The organism is Enterococcus sp. DIV0756 (genome assembly GCF_051710745.1).
GTDB lineage: Bacteria > Bacillota > Bacilli > Lactobacillales > Enterococcaceae > Enterococcus_A.
Map to the genome: position 1 here is coordinate 261,183 of NZ_JBIOLF010000002.1, position 16,828 is coordinate 278,010.

A 16,828-nucleotide genomic window follows, 5' to 3' on the forward strand; every position below is an offset into this window, starting at 1 on the left:
TCATAACGTTATATCAAAATTTACACTTTTTCATAAACCTTTACACCATCCAAATAAGTCATGATGGTCCTAGCGTCAGCAACTTCCTCACAGACAGTTTGTGTCAAATCACGATCAAAAATGGCAAATGTTGCTGATTTCCCTACTTGAAGAACACCGTAACTTTCCTTACCATTAGCCACAAATCCATTTTTGGTGAAACTTTGCAATAATTCTATTGTTGTCAGCCCTTTTTCTGGTTGCCACGTTTCATTTCCATGCGGGAAACGCCGAAAACAGGCTCGAACGATTGATTCAGGTAAATTGGTGATAAAAAGCGGTAAGTCCGTTCCGCTGGTTATTGAAACACCAGCTTCTCGCAATAATTGATAATTGAAAAAGGCCTTCTTCTCATTTCTGATAACTTCAGTCATGTAGGCCTCCTCATAGGAGGGATTTAACCCCAGTATTTGCGGGTAAATCTCAGCAATGATTTTTCCTTCTGCCATCTCTCTCACCATTTCCTTTGTGATCATCTCTAAATCACTTATAGAATTATACAAGCCTTCGGGTAAGCGCTTTCCATAATGGTTAAGAATTTTGGCAGCCTCTAATCCTGCTCGATCCCCTTCTGTAGTTAAACAGCATGGAACAGCCAATTGATTCCATTTTTCTACTTCATCAGCAATCACTTGATAATCGATCTCAGGTCCTTTTTTACCAGAAGAATATGTTCCTAGAATATCTCCAGTTTCATCTGCAACCACACCATCGACCATAATCTTGATTCCACCAAAGGTTATCTTTGCAGGAAATGGCTCTTCTTTATATTGTTCAACTAGTCGCACATCAATTGGCTGCTCTACGGATTGAAGATAAAAGTGTGTAGCCAATTTTCGTGCTTCTATTTGCTTCAAGAATTTCGCATCATCAAAAACAATTTCTTTGATCGACACCACACCTCTTGAAAGTAATAATTGTTCGAACTCTTGATAAACTGTTTGGACTAGTTCCTGATTGCTTAGCATTTCTTTGATCAAACGAAAACGGCTTTCGGCACTTGTTTCTGTTTCATTGAAGCCATAACGCTCTTTCGCCTGTCGATTCATCCAGCAATAAGAACGATCACAGGCAATTGCCGTAATGGGTCCCTGATAATCAAGCTGTTCCAGTAAATCTTGAGTAGGCAAACTTCCCCAAACCTGCGGTGACCAGCCATACGCGTAGATAGGCTCAGATTTTTTTAGGTCAAGTACATCTTTAATTTTTTGCAAAGCCTCTAGTTCTGATCTTGTTTCTGCTAAGTCAATCCCCGCGTGCATGCTTAAATAACCGCTAAAAAACACATGATTATCGTGTAATCCTGGCATGATGAAATAATCATCGTATTCAAGTACTGTTGTTTGATCATCAACCAAATGCTGATATGACCAATCTTTCTTTATTTCTTCAATTTTTTCTCCGCTAAAAGCGATATAGCCTTTGAAGGGAGAGTTTTCTCCATCGAAAATGTAATTAGAACGAAGAATTTTTCGCATGTCGCCCACTCCTGTTATTGGAGAATTATAGGCTGAACTTATAGACCTCACCTAGATAGTATTGGTGTCCTAAATGAATGGGTCGTTGGTTTTGATCATTTATCAAGGTGTTCACGAAAAAGAACGGGGTACCAATTCCTACTTCCATTATTTCCGCTAATTGATCATCAGCAATCGCTAACTCAAGTGTCGTCTCACCTGGATTGATTGCTAATACCTCTTGTTTTGCCAAAAGCTGATAAAGAGAGCCTGTTAAATCTGCAGTCAATAACGATTCAAATCGTTTTTTGTCGAAGTAATTATTTTCCAGCAAGATTGGCATGCCATCAGCCATCCGTTTACGCTGAGTGTAAATCACTTCATCACCTACAGCTAGCTGCAGCTTTTCCGCAAGTTCAGGAGTAGCAGAAATTATTTTCCTCTCCAAAAGTTGACTAGTAGGCGTAAAACCATTCGCCAGACAGCTTTCAGTAAAGCCTGTCACATACTCAATTTTACGAAAAACCTTATGTTGGTTTACAAATGTCCCTTTTCCTTGCTTTTTGATCAAATAACCTTCTTTTACCAAGTCCTGAATTGCCCTGCGGACAGTAATCCGACTAACTGAATAGGCTTCAGTTAATTCTGGCTCAGGCGGAATCTTTTCATTCTCCTTGTATTCTCCATCTCGAATTTTACTTTTAATTACTTCTTTTAACTGTTCATATAATGGTAATTGTGCATCTGCATCTAACATAGACTGATCCTCGCTTTTCTGGATTGTATCTCCTAGTTAGAGTATCAAATGCCTTTTGATAAAACAAGCTACTCGTAAGAAACTCCATAGCCAAAAGAACCTTTGATCATGCAGGATTCACCAGCAAATTCATTGCCACGTTTCATCGCAGTCGAAATGTCGCTTCCGTTTAGGTAGTGAATTAAAAACGCAGTTAAGAAGGAATCGCCAGCAGCCATTGTATCCACGGGCTCTCTTAAGACCGGCACCACTTCATAATACTCCTGACCATCATAAGCGATAGCCGCTTTATCCCCTCTGGTAGCAACTAAAACTTCATTACGAGAAGAAAAATATTTTTTCAAAAAATCTTTCGTTTCTTGATTCGTTAACTGACTGACAGAAAAGAAACCGAAATCGACCTTGTCTATGGCGCGTAAAATTTCATCTTCGGTAAAGTCATCTGAAAAGTCATAAGAAACCTTTGCCGGAAAATCGCATAGCTCATTTAATAAATGGTTCACGTGACTGTATAAACCCATATGGATCAATTCGAATTGAGTCAAATATTCACGATCCGCTTGTGTCCATTCAATTGGATGTTCCCGTGTGACACCGCCTTCATTACTTCCTAAAAAGATGCGGTCCCCTTCTTTGATCTCTACTCGTGCACAACCATTTTCACCTGTTTCAAACCGCGAATGACTATAATCAATGCCTAAGTCTTTAATAGCTGATACCACGTGCTTTCCTTCTGCATCCGAACCAAAAACGCCCATAAAGCTGCTGTCTTGACCAAGTTTTTTGGCAAAGACAGCAAAATTTAGCGCATTTCCCCCAGGATACATGATTGCAAGGTTTACATATTTATCAACAACATTATCGCCTAAACCTAAAACCTTCATGTCCATTCCTCCTAGTAGTCAACTTTTCCCATATAACGTCGAACATCTAAATCATGATTACGATTGTCTGCTAAAGCAGAACGATATTCCGATAATACACTGTAAAATAAAATTGGATTAAAGAACTCTGAGACCTCATCCGGAATCAAATCTAAGCCTAATTCTTTTGCATCTACAACTTCAACTTTATCGGCATATTTATCAAGGAAGACTTTTGCCCGCTCATCTAACGCACGCGTACGTCCTTGGCTCATTAACAGAATAAACATCGTATCTCTGTCAGTTACCTCAAACGGTCCATGGAAGAACTCGCCTGAATGTACAGAAGTCGAATCTAACCACTGCATCTCCATTAATGAACAAATTGAAAAACCATAGGCATGCCCATAGCTTGGGCCACTGCCCAAGATATAGTACATTGTTTCATCCTGATACTTGTCAGCGAAAACTTTGATCCGATCTTGAACCTGTTTTTTTGCGTTATCAACGACAGTGTCAATGATCGTCATCCCTTCGCGAAACTTCTCATAGGCTTCATACCCTTCTGACGCATTGACTAACGAAACAGTCAAATCCAAAATAATCGCCATTGGATTATTTAGCACCTTTGCGCCATCTCCCCATTCGTAAAGAAAACTGTAATCTGAAACCTTCAATAATTCAGCATTTTTATTATGCGTTAAACCAATCGTAATTGCACCTCTTTTTTGTGCAACTTCACCTGCTGCGACAGTTTCTTTCGTATTTCCGCCATGGGAGCATAGAATGACAACAGCGTTTTCATCTAGCCGTTTAGGAACTACATGGACAAATTCATTTGCCGTATATAACCCTGTACCCGTTTTCAAAACTTCGGCCTTCATGAAGTAATCCGCCACATACATATCTACTAATGACCCTCCACAAGCGACAAAATAAATCCCTGACAGCTCTCCTGCGTTCTTCTTAACAATTTCAGCAACTACTTTTTTCACATCCATAAAAAATCCTCCTTCTTACATGACGTTATATGACGTCATATCGATGGATTCATTTTAAAATGTTTATTTAGGAATGTCAATGCTCTTTTTAACTATTTTTCTAAGATAAAAATTTTCTATTAGAAATTATGAGTCATTTGTACTGCTTCTCTTCACTCAGAAAGTATAAAAAAACAGCTATCTAAATTGGATAAAACATCTGCGAATAAGTATGGATAATTTTGAACACAAAAAAAGATGACCTTAAAATGATCATCAATAAATTTGTATCAACGATTGTCCATCGTTAATATCCCTATTCCTCCTTCATCCATCTCCGTTATAAACTGATACACCGCACCGATTAGATTCGCATCTGCTAAGTATTTGCAGCTTATAACTTCTGCAGTCTGATCTTGCGCTCCTTTTGCTTCTAATAGTCCATCAATTTCGTTACGAAGTCGTTCAACAACACCCGGTCTTCTTGAAATTCCTCCGCCAATCAATAACCGATCGACATCTAAACTGACCAATACATTATAAGCTCCGATCGCTAGGTTCGTATAAAATTGATCGACATACTTTATAGCTAATTCATCATGAACTGCATCAAATACATGGATCGCATCGTAGCTCTTCCCATCTGCTTTTTCGATCGAATAATTTTTTGCCAAATTAACAGGGCTGACTAACTCACTGAATGTTTGGTATTTTTCGTTTAAGATTATATAACCAAATTCACCACCAAATAAATGCGGTCCTGCATATAATTTCTTATCTAAAACAATGGCTCCGCCCACTCCAGAACCGATGATAAGAAAAGCACTGTTGGATACCTCAGCTGCGTTACCTTTCCATACTTCCGCCAATGCAGCACAATTGGCGTCATTTTGGATCGATACAGGTAAGCCAAAAAGATTTTCTAGTTCCTTTTTGATTTCAAAACGATGAATATAGTCAATCGCACTCAATCCATAAATGATTCCCGCTTGTGTATCGACTGACCCAGGGGAACTGATTGCCACTCCTGAGAATTCAAGTGTTGAGCTTTTTAACTCCGCAACAAACTGCTGCTTCATCCCTTCCCACGAATTGGGTGTCGGTAAACTTTTTTTCGTGTCTAGCTGCTCGCCATTCCAAGTGGCATACTTAATTGTCGAGCCACCAATATCAATAACAAAAAGATTCATTCTTCTGCTCCTTCTCCTTTATAAAAAAGTATGGGCTCGCTGCCCATACTTTTCAGAAATTGATTAAATCATATCTGGTTGTTTATCTAATGCGCGTAGGAACGGTAACCAGATCATTCCAACAACCAGGAAGTCAATCACCTGCAGCAGACCGCCTAACCAAGAGTTGGTTGCTAAGACACCGCTGGCAATAATCGGAACTGTCCATGGCACGGAGACCCCTGTTGGTGCAGGAACGATGCCAGCTGCCATCACTAAATAGTTTAAAGTAGTCACAACGATTGGTGCGATAACCCATGGAATGAGGATCGTCGCATTTAACACGATCGGTAATCCAAAGATAACCGGTTCATTTACGTTGAAGATTCCAGGTCCTAATGCCAAACGACCGATGTCCTTGTATTGTTTCTTTTTCATCAAAAAAGCCAAGATGATCACTACTGCCAACGTCATTCCTGATCCACCCAGACCAACAGTGAACGTTTCCATAAATGGTTTCGTAACAATGTGCGGTAACGTATCTCCTGCCTTGTATGCTTCTAAATTATCAAGCATTAAGGTGTTCCATATCGGGTCCATTACTGAATTGACAATAATTTGTCCATGTAGACCAAAGAACCATAGAAATTGAATGAAGAAAATAGATACAAGTGTTGCTGGCAAGCTACTTCCCAGTCCAGTCAACGGTTTTTGAATCACATCATAAATGACATCATGCAGGTTGGCATTAAATGCTCCTACCATGACAGCATTAATTACCAAAAAGACTAACAAGGTTAAAATTGCCGGTATCATCGCTGCGAAAGATTTTGTTACTGCTGGAGGAACACCGTCTGGCATTTTGATTTGCCAACCACGTTTTGTTACTCGACAATAAATTTCAGCCGCTAGAAAAGCCGCAATCATTCCCAAGAACATCCCTTTTGCCCCAAGTCTATCGAGACTCAGTACACCACTTACAGTTTCTCCAGATTCCGTACTCATAAAGAAAGGTGTCAGGATCAGAAAGCTTGAAAAAGCCACTGCTCCGCCAAAAATACCTTCGACATCATAGGATTTCGATAAATAATAGCCAATACCAAATGTAACAAAGACCGTCATGATGCTCATGGTTGCATTTTGACCATTCCCTAATAAGTTCGACAGCATGCCTTTCGTGTCATCACTAAAAAACGGCAAGTTATTGATTACAACAATAATAGATCCGAACATTGTCAGTGGGAACGCCAACATAAAAGAATCGCGCAAAACCATTAAGTAACGATTATCCCCCAACCAGTTCGCTAAGGGCATGATTTTTTCACTTAATTTATCCATAAAACCATTCATTTTTCTTCACCTCGTAATTTTTAGTAATCGATTACATTCCAATAATACCACGCCTATTTATATAAGTCTACATATTTATATACAAAAGTATAGATTTATCCTAAATATTGATTGTACCATTATAGATAAGCCGTTTTATTTAAAAAACCTAGCAAACTTTCTTGGCTACGCTTCACCTGTAACATCAAAAAACGCTCAACAGGCTAACTGTTAAGCGTTTAAATCATTAAGAATTACTTCGTTAATACCATTTCTGCTTTAAAGTGATCGTGATGATGGATGGTGGTAGAATATTCAAAGGCCGCACCGTTTGATAAGTATCCGACCTGCTCGGCGATTCCCACAGGCTCATTAACCTGCATATTTAGTTCTTCTGCCTCAGCTTCGGTTGCCCCTCTGACTGTAATAACGCGATGCGCACTTTGAATAACTAGCCCCAATTCATTTTCAATATAATCATAAATCGAATGCTTCACGTGATCCAGCTTTAAACTCATGATCAGACTGATCGGCATATAGGTGACTTCGATAGCATAAGGAACACCATCAACATAGCGAACCCGATGAATAAAATAAACAAAGTCATCTGCTGAAATATTCAGCTTCTCTTGTATTTTTTCATCCGGTTGAATAACCGAAAAGTTTAAGACCTTACTCGTTACTTCATTTTGAGGATATTCAGCTGTCTTTCCTCGAAATTGGTTAGTAATGGAGACCCGTTTTAATTCTGTGTCTGATAAATCTTTGATAAAGGTACCTGAACCTCGTCTTTTAATGATTAACCCTTCTGATACCAGAATATCCAGCGCTTGCTTAACGGTCATTTTACTGGCATCGTATTCAAGACCCAGCTCTTTTTCTGAAGGCAGCTTTTCATTCGCTTTAAAGGTGCCGTCGATAATTTTATTTTTTAGATCATTTGAAATATGGATATACTTTTTCACTGAAATGACCTCCTCTTGATTTCTCTACCATTATAGCCCAGCGCCTTCATCTTGGTCTATACTAATTAGAAAGAATAGTATGAAACTTAATTTATATAGATTCATACTTTTATACGAAAAAAAAGGTACAAATCTTAGTGATTCGCACCTCTTTCCATCCTGTTTAATCAATTCGTTTGTAAAGATCAACAATTTCTTTCGCCAAATCGGTAAACGCAATCGAGGTCATTAAATGGTCTTGACTGTGGACCGCTAAAAGTGAAATTTCCATATTGTTTCCCTGCGCCTCCTGCGTAAGCAGACCTGTTTGCGCGTGATGGGCTTCGACTAGAGCATTTTCTGCCGCCGAAATTTTCGACTCAGACTCAACGAAATCTGCTCGTTTAGCCGCTTGAATGGCTTCAACCGCATCGCTTTTCGCATTACCAGAATGAATGATCAGTCCCATGATTGCTTCCAAGTTTTGTTGTTCCATTATATCCCCTCCTTATTGGCCCATTAGCTGTTTGGCTTCTTGCAGAACTTTTTGTCCGTTCATCATTCCATAATCGGCCATATTAATAACCGCTACTGGAATCCCCTTGCCGGCGACTTTCTCTTCAAATTGCTTCAGCATGAAACGCACTTGTGGCCCTAATAAAAGGACATCTATGTTTTTTTCTTCTAGAACATTGTTGGCTTCCGTCGATGAAACGGCAAAGATCTCCGCATCAAAATTCTCCTCTTTCGCTGCTGTCTCCATCTTTGTTACTAACAAACTCGTACTCATCCCTGCTGAACAAACTAACATTATTGTTTTCATCTGTCTTAATCCTCCTTATTTAAATTAGCAATTAGTTGATCTGCTATTTCTACTTTATTTGCGGTGGCAACTTCTTTTATCCAATAGCCTGATTTCTTGATGGTTTTCTTTTGTGTACGAATATCCGTAGAAATAAAGCCATAGCGATTACGATATGCATTTTTCCAAGACCAGCAATCAATCGGTGTCCATAAATGATAACCGAAGCAATTAGAGCCTTCTTCCATTCCCTTGTGCAGCCAATACAGGTGTTCTTGAATGAATTGAATGCGATAATCATCCTCGATCATTCCTTGTTCGTTTAAGTAACGTTCCTCTCGTGAAACACCCATCCCATTCTCTGAAACAAACCAATCGATATTGTTATAGTTATCGCGAATATTGATAGCAATATCATAAACAGCTTTAGGATAGATTTCCCAACCTTTATCGACATTCATCCGTCTTCCTGGCATTTCATACTCTTCAAAATATTTCTCCGGCAACCAATCTACCGCTAGACTATTGGGTGAAACCTCAGGTGCTTTTACCCGATGAGGATGATAAAAATTCACACCTAAATAATCAATTGTGTTGTCTTTAATCAGTTGAAGCTCCTCATTGTTGGTCTCCCAAAGTACGCCATCTTCCGACAATCTTTCTGTCAAGGCAGCTGGAAATTCGCCTAATGTCGAGGCATTCATATACAATTGATTCAACCATAAATCAGCAAATTCAGCCGCTGCCAAATCTGATTCCTTCTGACTTGCAGGATAGGCAGGCGTTAAATTTAAAATGATTCCGATTCGACCTGCTGGATTTGGATTGACTTTTTTGTAGCAGGCAATCGCCTTGGCTGAAGCTAATTGAATGTTATAAGCAACCTGAACCGACTTCTTCCCATCCACAAGGTTCGGATAATGAAATTGATGCAGGTATTCTCCTTCAACCACCACCATCGGCTCGTTAAAAGTAAACCAATCCGTGACACGATCCCCAAACAGCTTGAAGCACTGTTCGGCGAACTTAACGAACAACTCTACGACATGCTTAGATTCCCAACCGCCATATTTATGGTAAAGTTCTACTGGTAAGTCAAAGTGATGCAAATTGATAACTGGTTTTATGCCGTTTTTGATAAATTCATCAATCACGTCATTATAGAAACGAACATTAGCTTCATTCAACGTAGCAGTTTCAAAATCATCAATCAGTCGCGTCCATTGAATCGATGTACGTACTGAGTTCAATCCGATCTCCTTCATCAAACGGATGTCTTTCTTGAAATCATTGTAGAAATTTGACGCCACATTTGGTCCTACTTGATCATAAAAGGCTTCTGGCTCAATATCGTACCAATAATCAAACATGTTGGCGTGCTCTTTATTGAACCGTCCCTCTGATTGGGGTCCTGATGTTGCGGCCCCCCACCAAAAATTGCTTGGAAATTTAATCTGCATCGCTTATTCTCCTCCTGAAATTTTCTTTGCTAATTCTAGACCGCCAATAATACCTGCGCGATTATTCAGCTTACTAGGAACAATGAAATGCTTGATAGATTTAACAGACAGCTACTATTTTCACTATTGATTTCGGTTACATTCTATTCGTTAGCAATTCTACTAACTTTTTGTTCCGCCTGATTCAATCACCACCGGCAGCTCAATTCCTTCAATTCACCCATATTATATATACTATATTTTTAAATGTCTATACTTTTATATAAAAAAGTCAGATTTTTAACAAAGTCGGCTTTAGTGAATAAAATATATGCACTAGAATCGACTATTAACGAACACGAATCATTTGGCCTTCATGACTAGTCTCATGAAGGTCAAATGATTCGATAATATTTTTAAATTCATTTTGTTCACTGTCTTTTTAGCTTATAGACAAATGACTGATAGTCTCCCTTTACTTGTGCTTTGTCTCCGTTCACACTATTAAATTGATAAGGTTTCCGAATACCTAGTCGATTCATTACATTTCCAGACAGTTTTTCACCATTTACAAGATAGCTCTCATTTTCTTTTACAAATGGAAGCTTAATAAACTCTCGATTGCTGCTATTCGCCTCTGTTAAGATTCGATAAAAACAAATAATTCCTTGTCCTTGGACTTCATCATACACCGCCCAGCCATACTCATTTGGTTGATTGAGAATGTCCGTCAATTGATAAAACCTGCCAAAAGTCAGCAACGCTTGATGCTTCTTATAGAAAAGAATGTCTTTTTTTATTTGTTCCTGCTCTTGTTCAGAAAGCTCGAAAATATTTAACTCATATCCTAATGGACCGAACATCGCAACGTTTGTCCGCATTTCTAAAGAAGTCTGACGCTGCACCTGATGATTCGGTGCAGCCGAAACGTGGTTGCTAAAAGAAGAAAGGGGATAACCCAGAAGTGTCCCAGACTGAATCGCTAAGCGTTCTATTGGATCACTGTCATCACTCGGCCAAATTTGTGGACTATAAAACAGGATGCCCAGATCATAACGTCCTCCACCCCCTGCACAGCCTTCGATCAAAACATCAGGAAATTCCGATAAAATCCTTTCATATAAACGATAAACACCTAAAATATAACGATGAAAAAATTCGGCTTGATCAATTTTTTGTTGTTTTAAATAGCTGGAATAGGCCTGCGTAATATTTCGATTCATGTCCCATTTGATATATTCCAGCTTCGTGGCAGAGATAATATTTTTCATTTGCTGATAGATCGTTTCTACCACTTCTGGATTAGAAAAATCGAGAACATATTGACCGCGGCCAATCGCTATTCGCTGAGAATTGGTATGTCTGACCACCCATTCAGGATGCTTTTTATACAATTCACTTTCTGGTGAGACCATCTCCGGCTCAAACCAAAGACCGAACTGCAAGTCCAGATCATGTATATCCTTCGCAAACGTGGCTATTCCTTTGGGAAACTTCCTAGAGTCTTCGAACCAATCCCCCAAAGAAACCCGGTCACTATCTCGCTGCCCAAACCAACCATCGTCTAAAACAAAGCAGTCGATTCCCAGCTTCTTACCCTCAGCAGCTAAACGAAGCAGTTTGTCGTGATCGAAATCAAAATACGTCGCTTCCCAGTTATTCAGGACAACTGGACGCTCCTTTTGATTCCAAATTGGATTAACCACGTGTTTTTCAATAAAGCAGCTCGTTTCCTGCATTAATCCGTTTAATCCCTCATCGGTATAATGTAACAGCATTTCAGGCGTTTCAAATGCTTCATTTTGCTTTAGCTCCCAAGAAAACGCCTCGGGATGAATTCCCAATAACAAACGTAAATTGTCCCATTCATCAAGTTCTGTTTGAGCCAAAAAATTTCCAGAATAAATCAGGTTTGCTCCGTAAATGTCTCCTTGATGATTGGAGGAGCCTTTCGGAAGCAATGCGATAAATGGGTTGTGTTGATGGCTGGAGGCCCCCTTTAACGATCCCACACTAACCGTTCCCTGTTCTAAAGAATGACGTTTTATGTGTCTTTCCTTCAGCCAAGCACCAGAAAGGTGAAGAAAGTCAAACTGTTGATTTTTCATATCCAGCGCACCGCTTAAAAAGCGTTGAATTTTTCTTTTGCGTTCACAAAGATTGGTCAGCTTTTGTCCACGTGCAATCGTTCCTGAATTTTCGAATATTGAAAAGGTTACTTCTAATCTTAATTGATTAAAACTATCCTCCAAGCAGAAAGTAATGCTTTCAACCTGACCTTCCTTTGCAAAAGAAGCAGGAATCGCTAAACTTCTAGGCTTCCCTTGTTTGATCGTATGAGAAATATACTGAAAATCTAAGTATAGAGAGTCGTCTTCATCGGAAACCTTGATTAAACCTTCTTTAAAATCCGAAGTACCATAAACAGGCACCTCCTGATATTGATCCTGCAAACTAAAATTAGGAATTGCTGGACTGAACTTAACCGTTCCTGCTGATTTGCTTTCCGTTGAAGTCATGTATTGAATATCCTCAATCGAGATTTTACCGAGTTTTTTCCCATAATAAGCGTGTCCGAGGTGTCCGTTGGGTAAAATATTGATAACATAACTGACTTTTTCATTATGCAGGTGGAACATATTATTGTTTAAAACGTCGATCAAGCGACTCCCTCCTCTTTTTTACGACATTGTTTTTCTAAATAAACCATTCTTTTTTTCATCCCTCTGTTATAAAAAAACTTATACAGCAAAGCTAAAAAAATGAAGCTATACTGGTTTCTAGCTTGATGAAAGAAATTCCTTTCAGAATAAGTGACCTGTGTTTTAGAAGAAGATCGCGCATCTAAAACATAACGTTGAATAATCTCGCCTTTGTTATAAAAGGTTATCAACTCGATCTCATCTTGAGTGAGCTTTGAAAGTCGCATTATTGCAGGGATTTTAGTTGTTCCAAGTTTTGAAGGCATAGTTAGGGGTATTTCTGCTCCTTCCTGAAACTCCCCATTGGAAAAACCATTTGATTGGAAGTAGCGTTGCTGCTCCTCATGAATGACTTCATAAATTTGACTTTTTCCGACATTCATTTGATAGTTATAACTCAGTGTATCCACATTCATTGGTTCTACCCCTTCTTTACTCAGCCTCAGCCGACAATTGGTCATTCTCTTCCTTCAAATATTCTCTATCCATAACAACCAAGAATGGCACCCAAATCAGAACCATCACCGCTAACGTGACTACTTGTAAAATAGCACCCGCAACCGATCCTGTACCTATCCAGCCAGAAAGAAATACCGGCGTTGTCCATACAACTGTTGCACCAATCGGTCGTGGAACAAGTCCCATATAAATTGCTAGATAAGAAATCGTTGTAGAAGCCAAAGGCGCCAATATCCATGGAATAAAAGCGATCGGGTTCATGACGATCGGTAAGCCAAACGTCATTGGTTCGGAAACATTAAAAATTGAAGGAGCAATAATTGTCTTCATTAACTTCTTCATGCGAATCGATCGAGCAATGAAGAAGGCCGCGGTAATCGAAATCCCCAATTGCAGTCCTTGGTTAACAAACACACCCATGAAGGTCGTATTAATAATATGAGGGAGCTCTTCAGCTCCAGCTTTATAGGCCTCATAGTTTTCAATCGCTAACGCATTCATGATTGGATCGATCACGGCATTAACTACTAAAGTTCCATGAATCCCAAACCACCAGAAAAATTGCATACAGAAAACAGCAATCAACACCGCAGGTAATGTTCCCCCAAGTCCCATTAATGGTTTTTGAAGAATCTGGTAAACAAAATCAACAGCATTTCCCCACTCTGTAAATGTAAATAAATAGCGAATAATGTTAAAAATGAATAATGGCGCTGCTCCAGGAATAATTGCAACAAAAGACTGTGCAATCATTGGAGGAACGGAATCTGGCATCTTAATGGTAATTCCAGCCGCACTGATTTTTGAGTAAATAATCGTAGCGATCATTGCTGTAACGATTCCTACAAACATTCCTTCCGCACCTAGTTTTGATATTGGGATAATCGTCCCTAGCTCATCATTACTACTGAAGGGCAGCAGCATTAGAAAAGAAGAAAGCGAAATCGCACCTGCAAATAATTTGGGTTGTCCGAATTTATCCGCAAGCTGGTAGCCAATCCCGAAAACGATGAATAGTGTTCCAACGCTCATTGTAGCGTTCCCTACAGGACCAAAGAAATCATTTAGAAATGTATTTACGCCCTCCGGCAACTTATCAGCGAAGCCAAAGGTCGTGGGAAAATTTTGGATAATAATCATGATCGAAGCAAACATAGTAGCAGGAAATGCGACCATGAAACCATCACGGAGACTTAATAAGAACTTATTGTCAGCAATAATTTGTGCTAGAGGAACTATTTTTGCGGCCATTTTATCTAGGAATTTCATTTAAATCACTCCTTAATTATTTTGCAAACGTTTACTGGTATCAGTATAATTGTTTAGTTAACGTTTACACAAGGAATAAAATAAAAAAGTTTGAAAAAATTTCAAACTTCCTTATTTGAACACTCGTCCACTGATTCTCGAAGCACTAGTTCACTGGAACAAACGACTCGAACAGGCATCCCTCGAACATTCAATAATTTTCCCTTTACTAACTCAACCCCAATCTTACCTACCTCTTCTGCATTTAAGCGTACGGTTGACAAGGATGGTGTCATGTATTTCGCCATTTCTATGTCATCAAAGCTGATAATTGAGATGTCTTCAGGGATAGACAGTCCTGCATTGATCACCGCTTTATAGACTCCAACGGCCATTGGATCACTCGCCACTACAATGGCTGACGGTCTTGGTTTCATGTTCACGATTTTAGTCCCTAGCTCTAAGCCGGCACCAGGAGACCATTCGTCTTGCAGCACATGTATATACTTCTCTAGATGATTCAAAATCATCCATTGACGGTAATTCTCAGAACGAATCTCCTCTTGATAATAAACGACTTCACCAGCGAGGTTCACTCTGCTTCCTCGTCCACCAATAAAGGCGATGTTTTTGTGTCCTTTACTTTTTAATAAATCTAATATTTCATGGGTCTTTTGAGCAAAATCGGTTTGAACGCAATCAAAGCCAGCATATTCTGAATAAGAATCAATCAACACAATGTTGGGATTGATCTTGCGTATTTCTTCTAGAGCATCTAATGTCATCTCTCCAATAATTACCACAGCGCCATACTTTCCTAGTTGATAAATATCCTTCTCCTGATCACGCATTGAAAATGCACGAAACGTTTTTAAGCGCCACTTTTTTGCCTCTGCCTCAACACCCTTACGAATAAACATAAAGTAGGGATCGCTCTTTTCATTATCGATTTGATGTCGAGTAATGAGCGCAATTGTATTCTTATCTCCAACATCGCGATTTTTTCTATTTTGATTTTTCGAATAATTCAAGCTATTGGCGATTTCAATTACTCGTTTGCGAGTATTTTCGTTAATACTAAAGGTTTCGTCATTATTTAATATTCGGGAGACACTCGCGGCTGAGACTCCTGCTAGTTTCGCAATATCTCTAATACTGGCCATCTTGATTACACCTATCCTTTTACTGTTTACTAAACTATACATCCCTAGAGTAAAGATAGGCGAATGAAATGTCAAATCGCTGAGAATTCTGATTAGAATTCCCAGTGATTTTCTAGAGCTTATTGCTTTTCTCTCCAAACCTAGTACACTTAAGTTAAGCATAAAAACACATGGCGGTTGGTAGTCCGCCGCATGAAAATGTCAGTAACCTGCCCTCCCGGGTTGTCCATTGCTTGAAATTCATTTAAAGGGAGGTGTCATCATGAAGTTGACGATTTACTTCGATGGCAGTTTTTGGTGTGGTTTGATAGAAGACGAAATTGATAACCGCTACCAAGCAATTCGCTATGTTTTTGGTCCTGAACCAAAAGATGCTGATGTGTGGGAATTTGTTGTCAAGCAATTGCCGCAAATATTGGAGCAGTCTGGTACTGTTGCCAGTCAGAAAAGATCCGGAGAGAAGAAGCTTAGTCCTAAGCGAATGCAACGGCTGATCAATCGTGAAAAACGGCAACCAGTCTTATCGACTAAGGCTCAGCTTGCTATGAGCGAACTTCGCGAGCAGGCCAAGGCGGAGCACAAATCACAAAAGAAGCAAAGAAAAGCCGAGCAGGCGGACAAACGGTTCCAACAAAAGCAAGCCAAAAAACGCGAAAAGCATAGAGGACATTAGCAAGAAACAGCCCAAATCCAGATAGATTTGGGCTGTTTCTTGCTTTTAGATTTATTATTCAGAAGTATTTTCTGGCAAGGTTTGCATCAAAGCAAAGAAATCTTCTGCCTTCCCTGTACTGAAATAGTTATACCATGCTTCTAGTGTGTTTGACTGAAAAACATCCAAATACTCAATGATTTGTTTCGCCCATAGCAGACCCCCTGTAGAGCTTGCAGTAATAAGACTCTCTCCTACTACAGAGGGTTGGTCTACATAGGATGCTTGTCCTTTATAGCTAGGAGCGACCATTTCAAGAAAGCCTGCACCATTGCTAGTGTGCGTACGTTCGTCCAATAATCCAAAGTTAGCAAGTGCAGCAGTCGCCCCGCAGATTGCTCCAACCATAGCACCGATTGAAAGAAACGCGCTGGCTTTTTCGAGGATTGGATAATGTTTTTGATCGTTCCATGTATTCGAACCTGGTAGCAACAAGACATTTGCTTCTGCTACCTCGATGTCAGTAATCACACAATCAGGCACAATCGTCATTCCACCCATTGTCTTTACTGGCTCTTTAGAATAACTAACTGTTTTTAAAGTTATATTTGGTGCTCCTGCTTTAAAAAAACGACCCGAATTCAGCTCCGCTGTCACGTGTCCCAATTCCCAGTCAGCTAACGTATCCATCACATAAACATAAATTGTACTCATAAATTTCCGCCTCCAATAACTTTCTATAGCCTTAGTATACCTGGCAATCGTTGACAACTGTATGGCAACAATCTAAACTAAAAAATGAGAAAGTTTTTTACAAGGAGAATA

16 protein-coding genes are annotated in these 16,828 nt (G+C 39.4%); 1 reads left to right on the forward strand and 15 read right to left on the reverse strand.

Annotated features, from left to right (window positions below; translation table 11 throughout):
• Positions 1-20: 20 nt before the first annotated feature.
• The 14 genes from IGI44_RS17665 to IGI44_RS17730 all read right to left on the reverse strand — a co-directional run bounded on the left by IGI44_RS17665 (position 21) and on the right by IGI44_RS17730 (position 15,351).
• The gene (locus IGI44_RS17665; protein WP_438789255.1) at positions 21-1,517 is read right to left on the reverse strand and encodes an amidohydrolase family protein; all 1,497 of its coding nucleotides are present in this window, start codon (positions 1,515-1,517) and stop codon (positions 21-23) included.
• Between the two features lie 25 nt (positions 1,518-1,542).
• Entirely contained in the window at positions 1,543-2,253 is a 711-nt protein-coding gene (locus IGI44_RS17670) for a GntR family transcriptional regulator (protein WP_438789256.1), read from the reverse strand.
• A gap of 68 nt (positions 2,254-2,321) precedes the next feature.
• Complete coding sequence (locus tag IGI44_RS17675; RefSeq protein WP_438789257.1) at positions 2,322-3,137, reverse strand: fructoselysine 6-kinase; 816 nt, start codon at positions 3,135-3,137, stop codon at positions 2,322-2,324.
• 11 nt (positions 3,138-3,148) lie between these two features.
• Entirely contained in the window at positions 3,149-4,117 is a 969-nt protein-coding gene (locus IGI44_RS17680) for an SIS domain-containing protein (RefSeq protein ID WP_438789258.1), read from the reverse strand.
• A 269-nt stretch (positions 4,118-4,386) separates the two neighbouring features.
• Positions 4,387-5,286: an ROK family protein gene (locus IGI44_RS17685; RefSeq protein ID WP_438789259.1), complete on the reverse strand. Its 900-nt coding sequence runs from the start codon at positions 5,284-5,286 to the stop codon at positions 4,387-4,389.
• Between the two features lie 63 nt (positions 5,287-5,349).
• A complete protein-coding gene (gene celB, locus IGI44_RS17690) occupies positions 5,350-6,615 on the reverse strand; it encodes a PTS cellobiose transporter subunit IIC (protein ID WP_438789260.1) in 1,266 nt (421 codons plus the stop codon).
• 233 nt (positions 6,616-6,848) lie between these two features.
• Positions 6,849-7,559 (reverse strand): GntR family transcriptional regulator, encoded by a 711-nt coding sequence (locus tag IGI44_RS17695; RefSeq protein ID WP_438789261.1) that lies wholly within the window; start codon positions 7,557-7,559, stop codon positions 6,849-6,851.
• A 163-nt stretch (positions 7,560-7,722) separates the two neighbouring features.
• A complete protein-coding gene (locus IGI44_RS17700) occupies positions 7,723-8,034 on the reverse strand; it encodes a PTS lactose/cellobiose transporter subunit IIA (protein ID WP_438789262.1) in 312 nt (103 codons plus the stop codon).
• Between the two features lie 12 nt (positions 8,035-8,046).
• Positions 8,047-8,361, reverse strand: a complete 315-nt coding sequence (locus IGI44_RS17705) for a PTS sugar transporter subunit IIB (RefSeq protein WP_438789263.1) — start codon at positions 8,359-8,361, stop codon at positions 8,047-8,049.
• A 5-nt stretch (positions 8,362-8,366) separates the two neighbouring features.
• Positions 8,367-9,800, reverse strand: coding sequence for a glycoside hydrolase family 1 protein (locus IGI44_RS17710; RefSeq protein WP_438789264.1), 1,434 nt, complete (start codon positions 9,798-9,800; stop codon positions 8,367-8,369).
• 410 nt (positions 9,801-10,210) lie between these two features.
• A complete protein-coding gene (locus tag IGI44_RS17715) occupies positions 10,211-12,442 on the reverse strand; it encodes an alpha-galactosidase (protein WP_438789265.1) in 2,232 nt (743 codons plus the stop codon).
• Positions 12,439-12,897 carry a hypothetical protein gene (locus IGI44_RS17720; protein ID WP_438789266.1) on the reverse strand — a complete coding sequence of 153 codons (459 nt, stop codon included), beginning with the start codon at positions 12,895-12,897 and terminating at the stop codon, positions 12,439-12,441. Before IGI44_RS17720 ends, IGI44_RS17715 begins: the two co-directional genes overlap by 4 nt.
• A gap of 16 nt (positions 12,898-12,913) precedes the next feature.
• A complete protein-coding gene (locus IGI44_RS17725; protein ID WP_438789267.1) occupies positions 12,914-14,209 on the reverse strand; it encodes a PTS sugar transporter subunit IIC in 1,296 nt (431 codons plus the stop codon).
• A 101-nt stretch (positions 14,210-14,310) separates the two neighbouring features.
• Entirely contained in the window at positions 14,311-15,351 is a 1,041-nt protein-coding gene (locus IGI44_RS17730) for a LacI family DNA-binding transcriptional regulator (protein ID WP_438789268.1), read from the reverse strand.
• Between the two features lie 262 nt (positions 15,352-15,613).
• Here IGI44_RS17730 and IGI44_RS17735 point away from each other — a divergent pair, with 262 nt between their 5' ends.
• On the forward strand, positions 15,614-16,024 hold the full coding sequence (locus IGI44_RS17735; RefSeq protein ID WP_438789269.1) for a YjdF family protein: 411 nt from the start codon (positions 15,614-15,616) through the stop codon (positions 16,022-16,024).
• Between the two features lie 54 nt (positions 16,025-16,078).
• Here the strand turns inward: IGI44_RS17735 and IGI44_RS17740 are convergent, their stop codons facing one another.
• Complete coding sequence (locus IGI44_RS17740; RefSeq protein WP_438789270.1) at positions 16,079-16,717, reverse strand: DJ-1/PfpI family protein; 639 nt, start codon at positions 16,715-16,717, stop codon at positions 16,079-16,081.
• Between the last annotated feature and the right edge of the window lie 111 nt (positions 16,718-16,828).

What these genes read in the sequence shown, in the direction of transcription:
- IGI44_RS17665 (WP_438789255.1), bottom strand. Translation starts at nt 1,517, where the DNA reads ATGCGAAAAATTCTTCGTTCTAATTACATTTTCGATGGAGAAAACTCT.
- IGI44_RS17670 (WP_438789256.1), bottom strand. Translation starts at nt 2,253, where the DNA reads ATGTTAGATGCAGATGCACAATTACCATTATATGAACAGTTAAAAGAA.
- IGI44_RS17675 (WP_438789257.1), bottom strand. Translation starts at nt 3,137, where the DNA reads ATGAAGGTTTTAGGTTTAGGCGATAATGTTGTTGATAAATATGTAAAC.
- IGI44_RS17680 (WP_438789258.1), bottom strand. Translation starts at nt 4,117, where the DNA reads ATGGATGTGAAAAAAGTAGTTGCTGAAATTGTTAAGAAGAACGCAGGA.
- IGI44_RS17685 (WP_438789259.1), bottom strand. Translation starts at nt 5,286, where the DNA reads ATGAATCTTTTTGTTATTGATATTGGTGGCTCGACAATTAAGTATGCC.
- celB (WP_438789260.1), bottom strand. Translation starts at nt 6,615, where the DNA reads ATGAATGGTTTTATGGATAAATTAAGTGAAAAAATCATGCCCTTAGCG.
- IGI44_RS17700 (WP_438789262.1), bottom strand. Translation starts at nt 8,034, where the DNA reads ATGGAACAACAAAACTTGGAAGCAATCATGGGACTGATCATTCATTCT.
- IGI44_RS17705 (WP_438789263.1), bottom strand. Translation starts at nt 8,361, where the DNA reads ATGAAAACAATAATGTTAGTTTGTTCAGCAGGGATGAGTACGAGTTTG.
- IGI44_RS17710 (WP_438789264.1), bottom strand. Translation starts at nt 9,800, where the DNA reads ATGCAGATTAAATTTCCAAGCAATTTTTGGTGGGGGGCCGCAACATCA.
- IGI44_RS17720 (WP_438789266.1), bottom strand. Translation starts at nt 12,897, where the DNA reads ATGAATGTGGATACACTGAGTTATAACTATCAAATGAATGTCGGAAAA.
- IGI44_RS17725 (WP_438789267.1), bottom strand. Translation starts at nt 14,209, where the DNA reads ATGAAATTCCTAGATAAAATGGCCGCAAAAATAGTTCCTCTAGCACAA.
- IGI44_RS17730 (WP_438789268.1), bottom strand. Translation starts at nt 15,351, where the DNA reads ATGGCCAGTATTAGAGATATTGCGAAACTAGCAGGAGTCTCAGCCGCG.
- IGI44_RS17735 (WP_438789269.1), top strand. Translation starts at nt 15,614, where the DNA reads ATGAAGTTGACGATTTACTTCGATGGCAGTTTTTGGTGTGGTTTGATA.
- IGI44_RS17740 (WP_438789270.1), bottom strand. Translation starts at nt 16,717, where the DNA reads ATGAGTACAATTTATGTTTATGTGATGGATACGTTAGCTGACTGGGAA.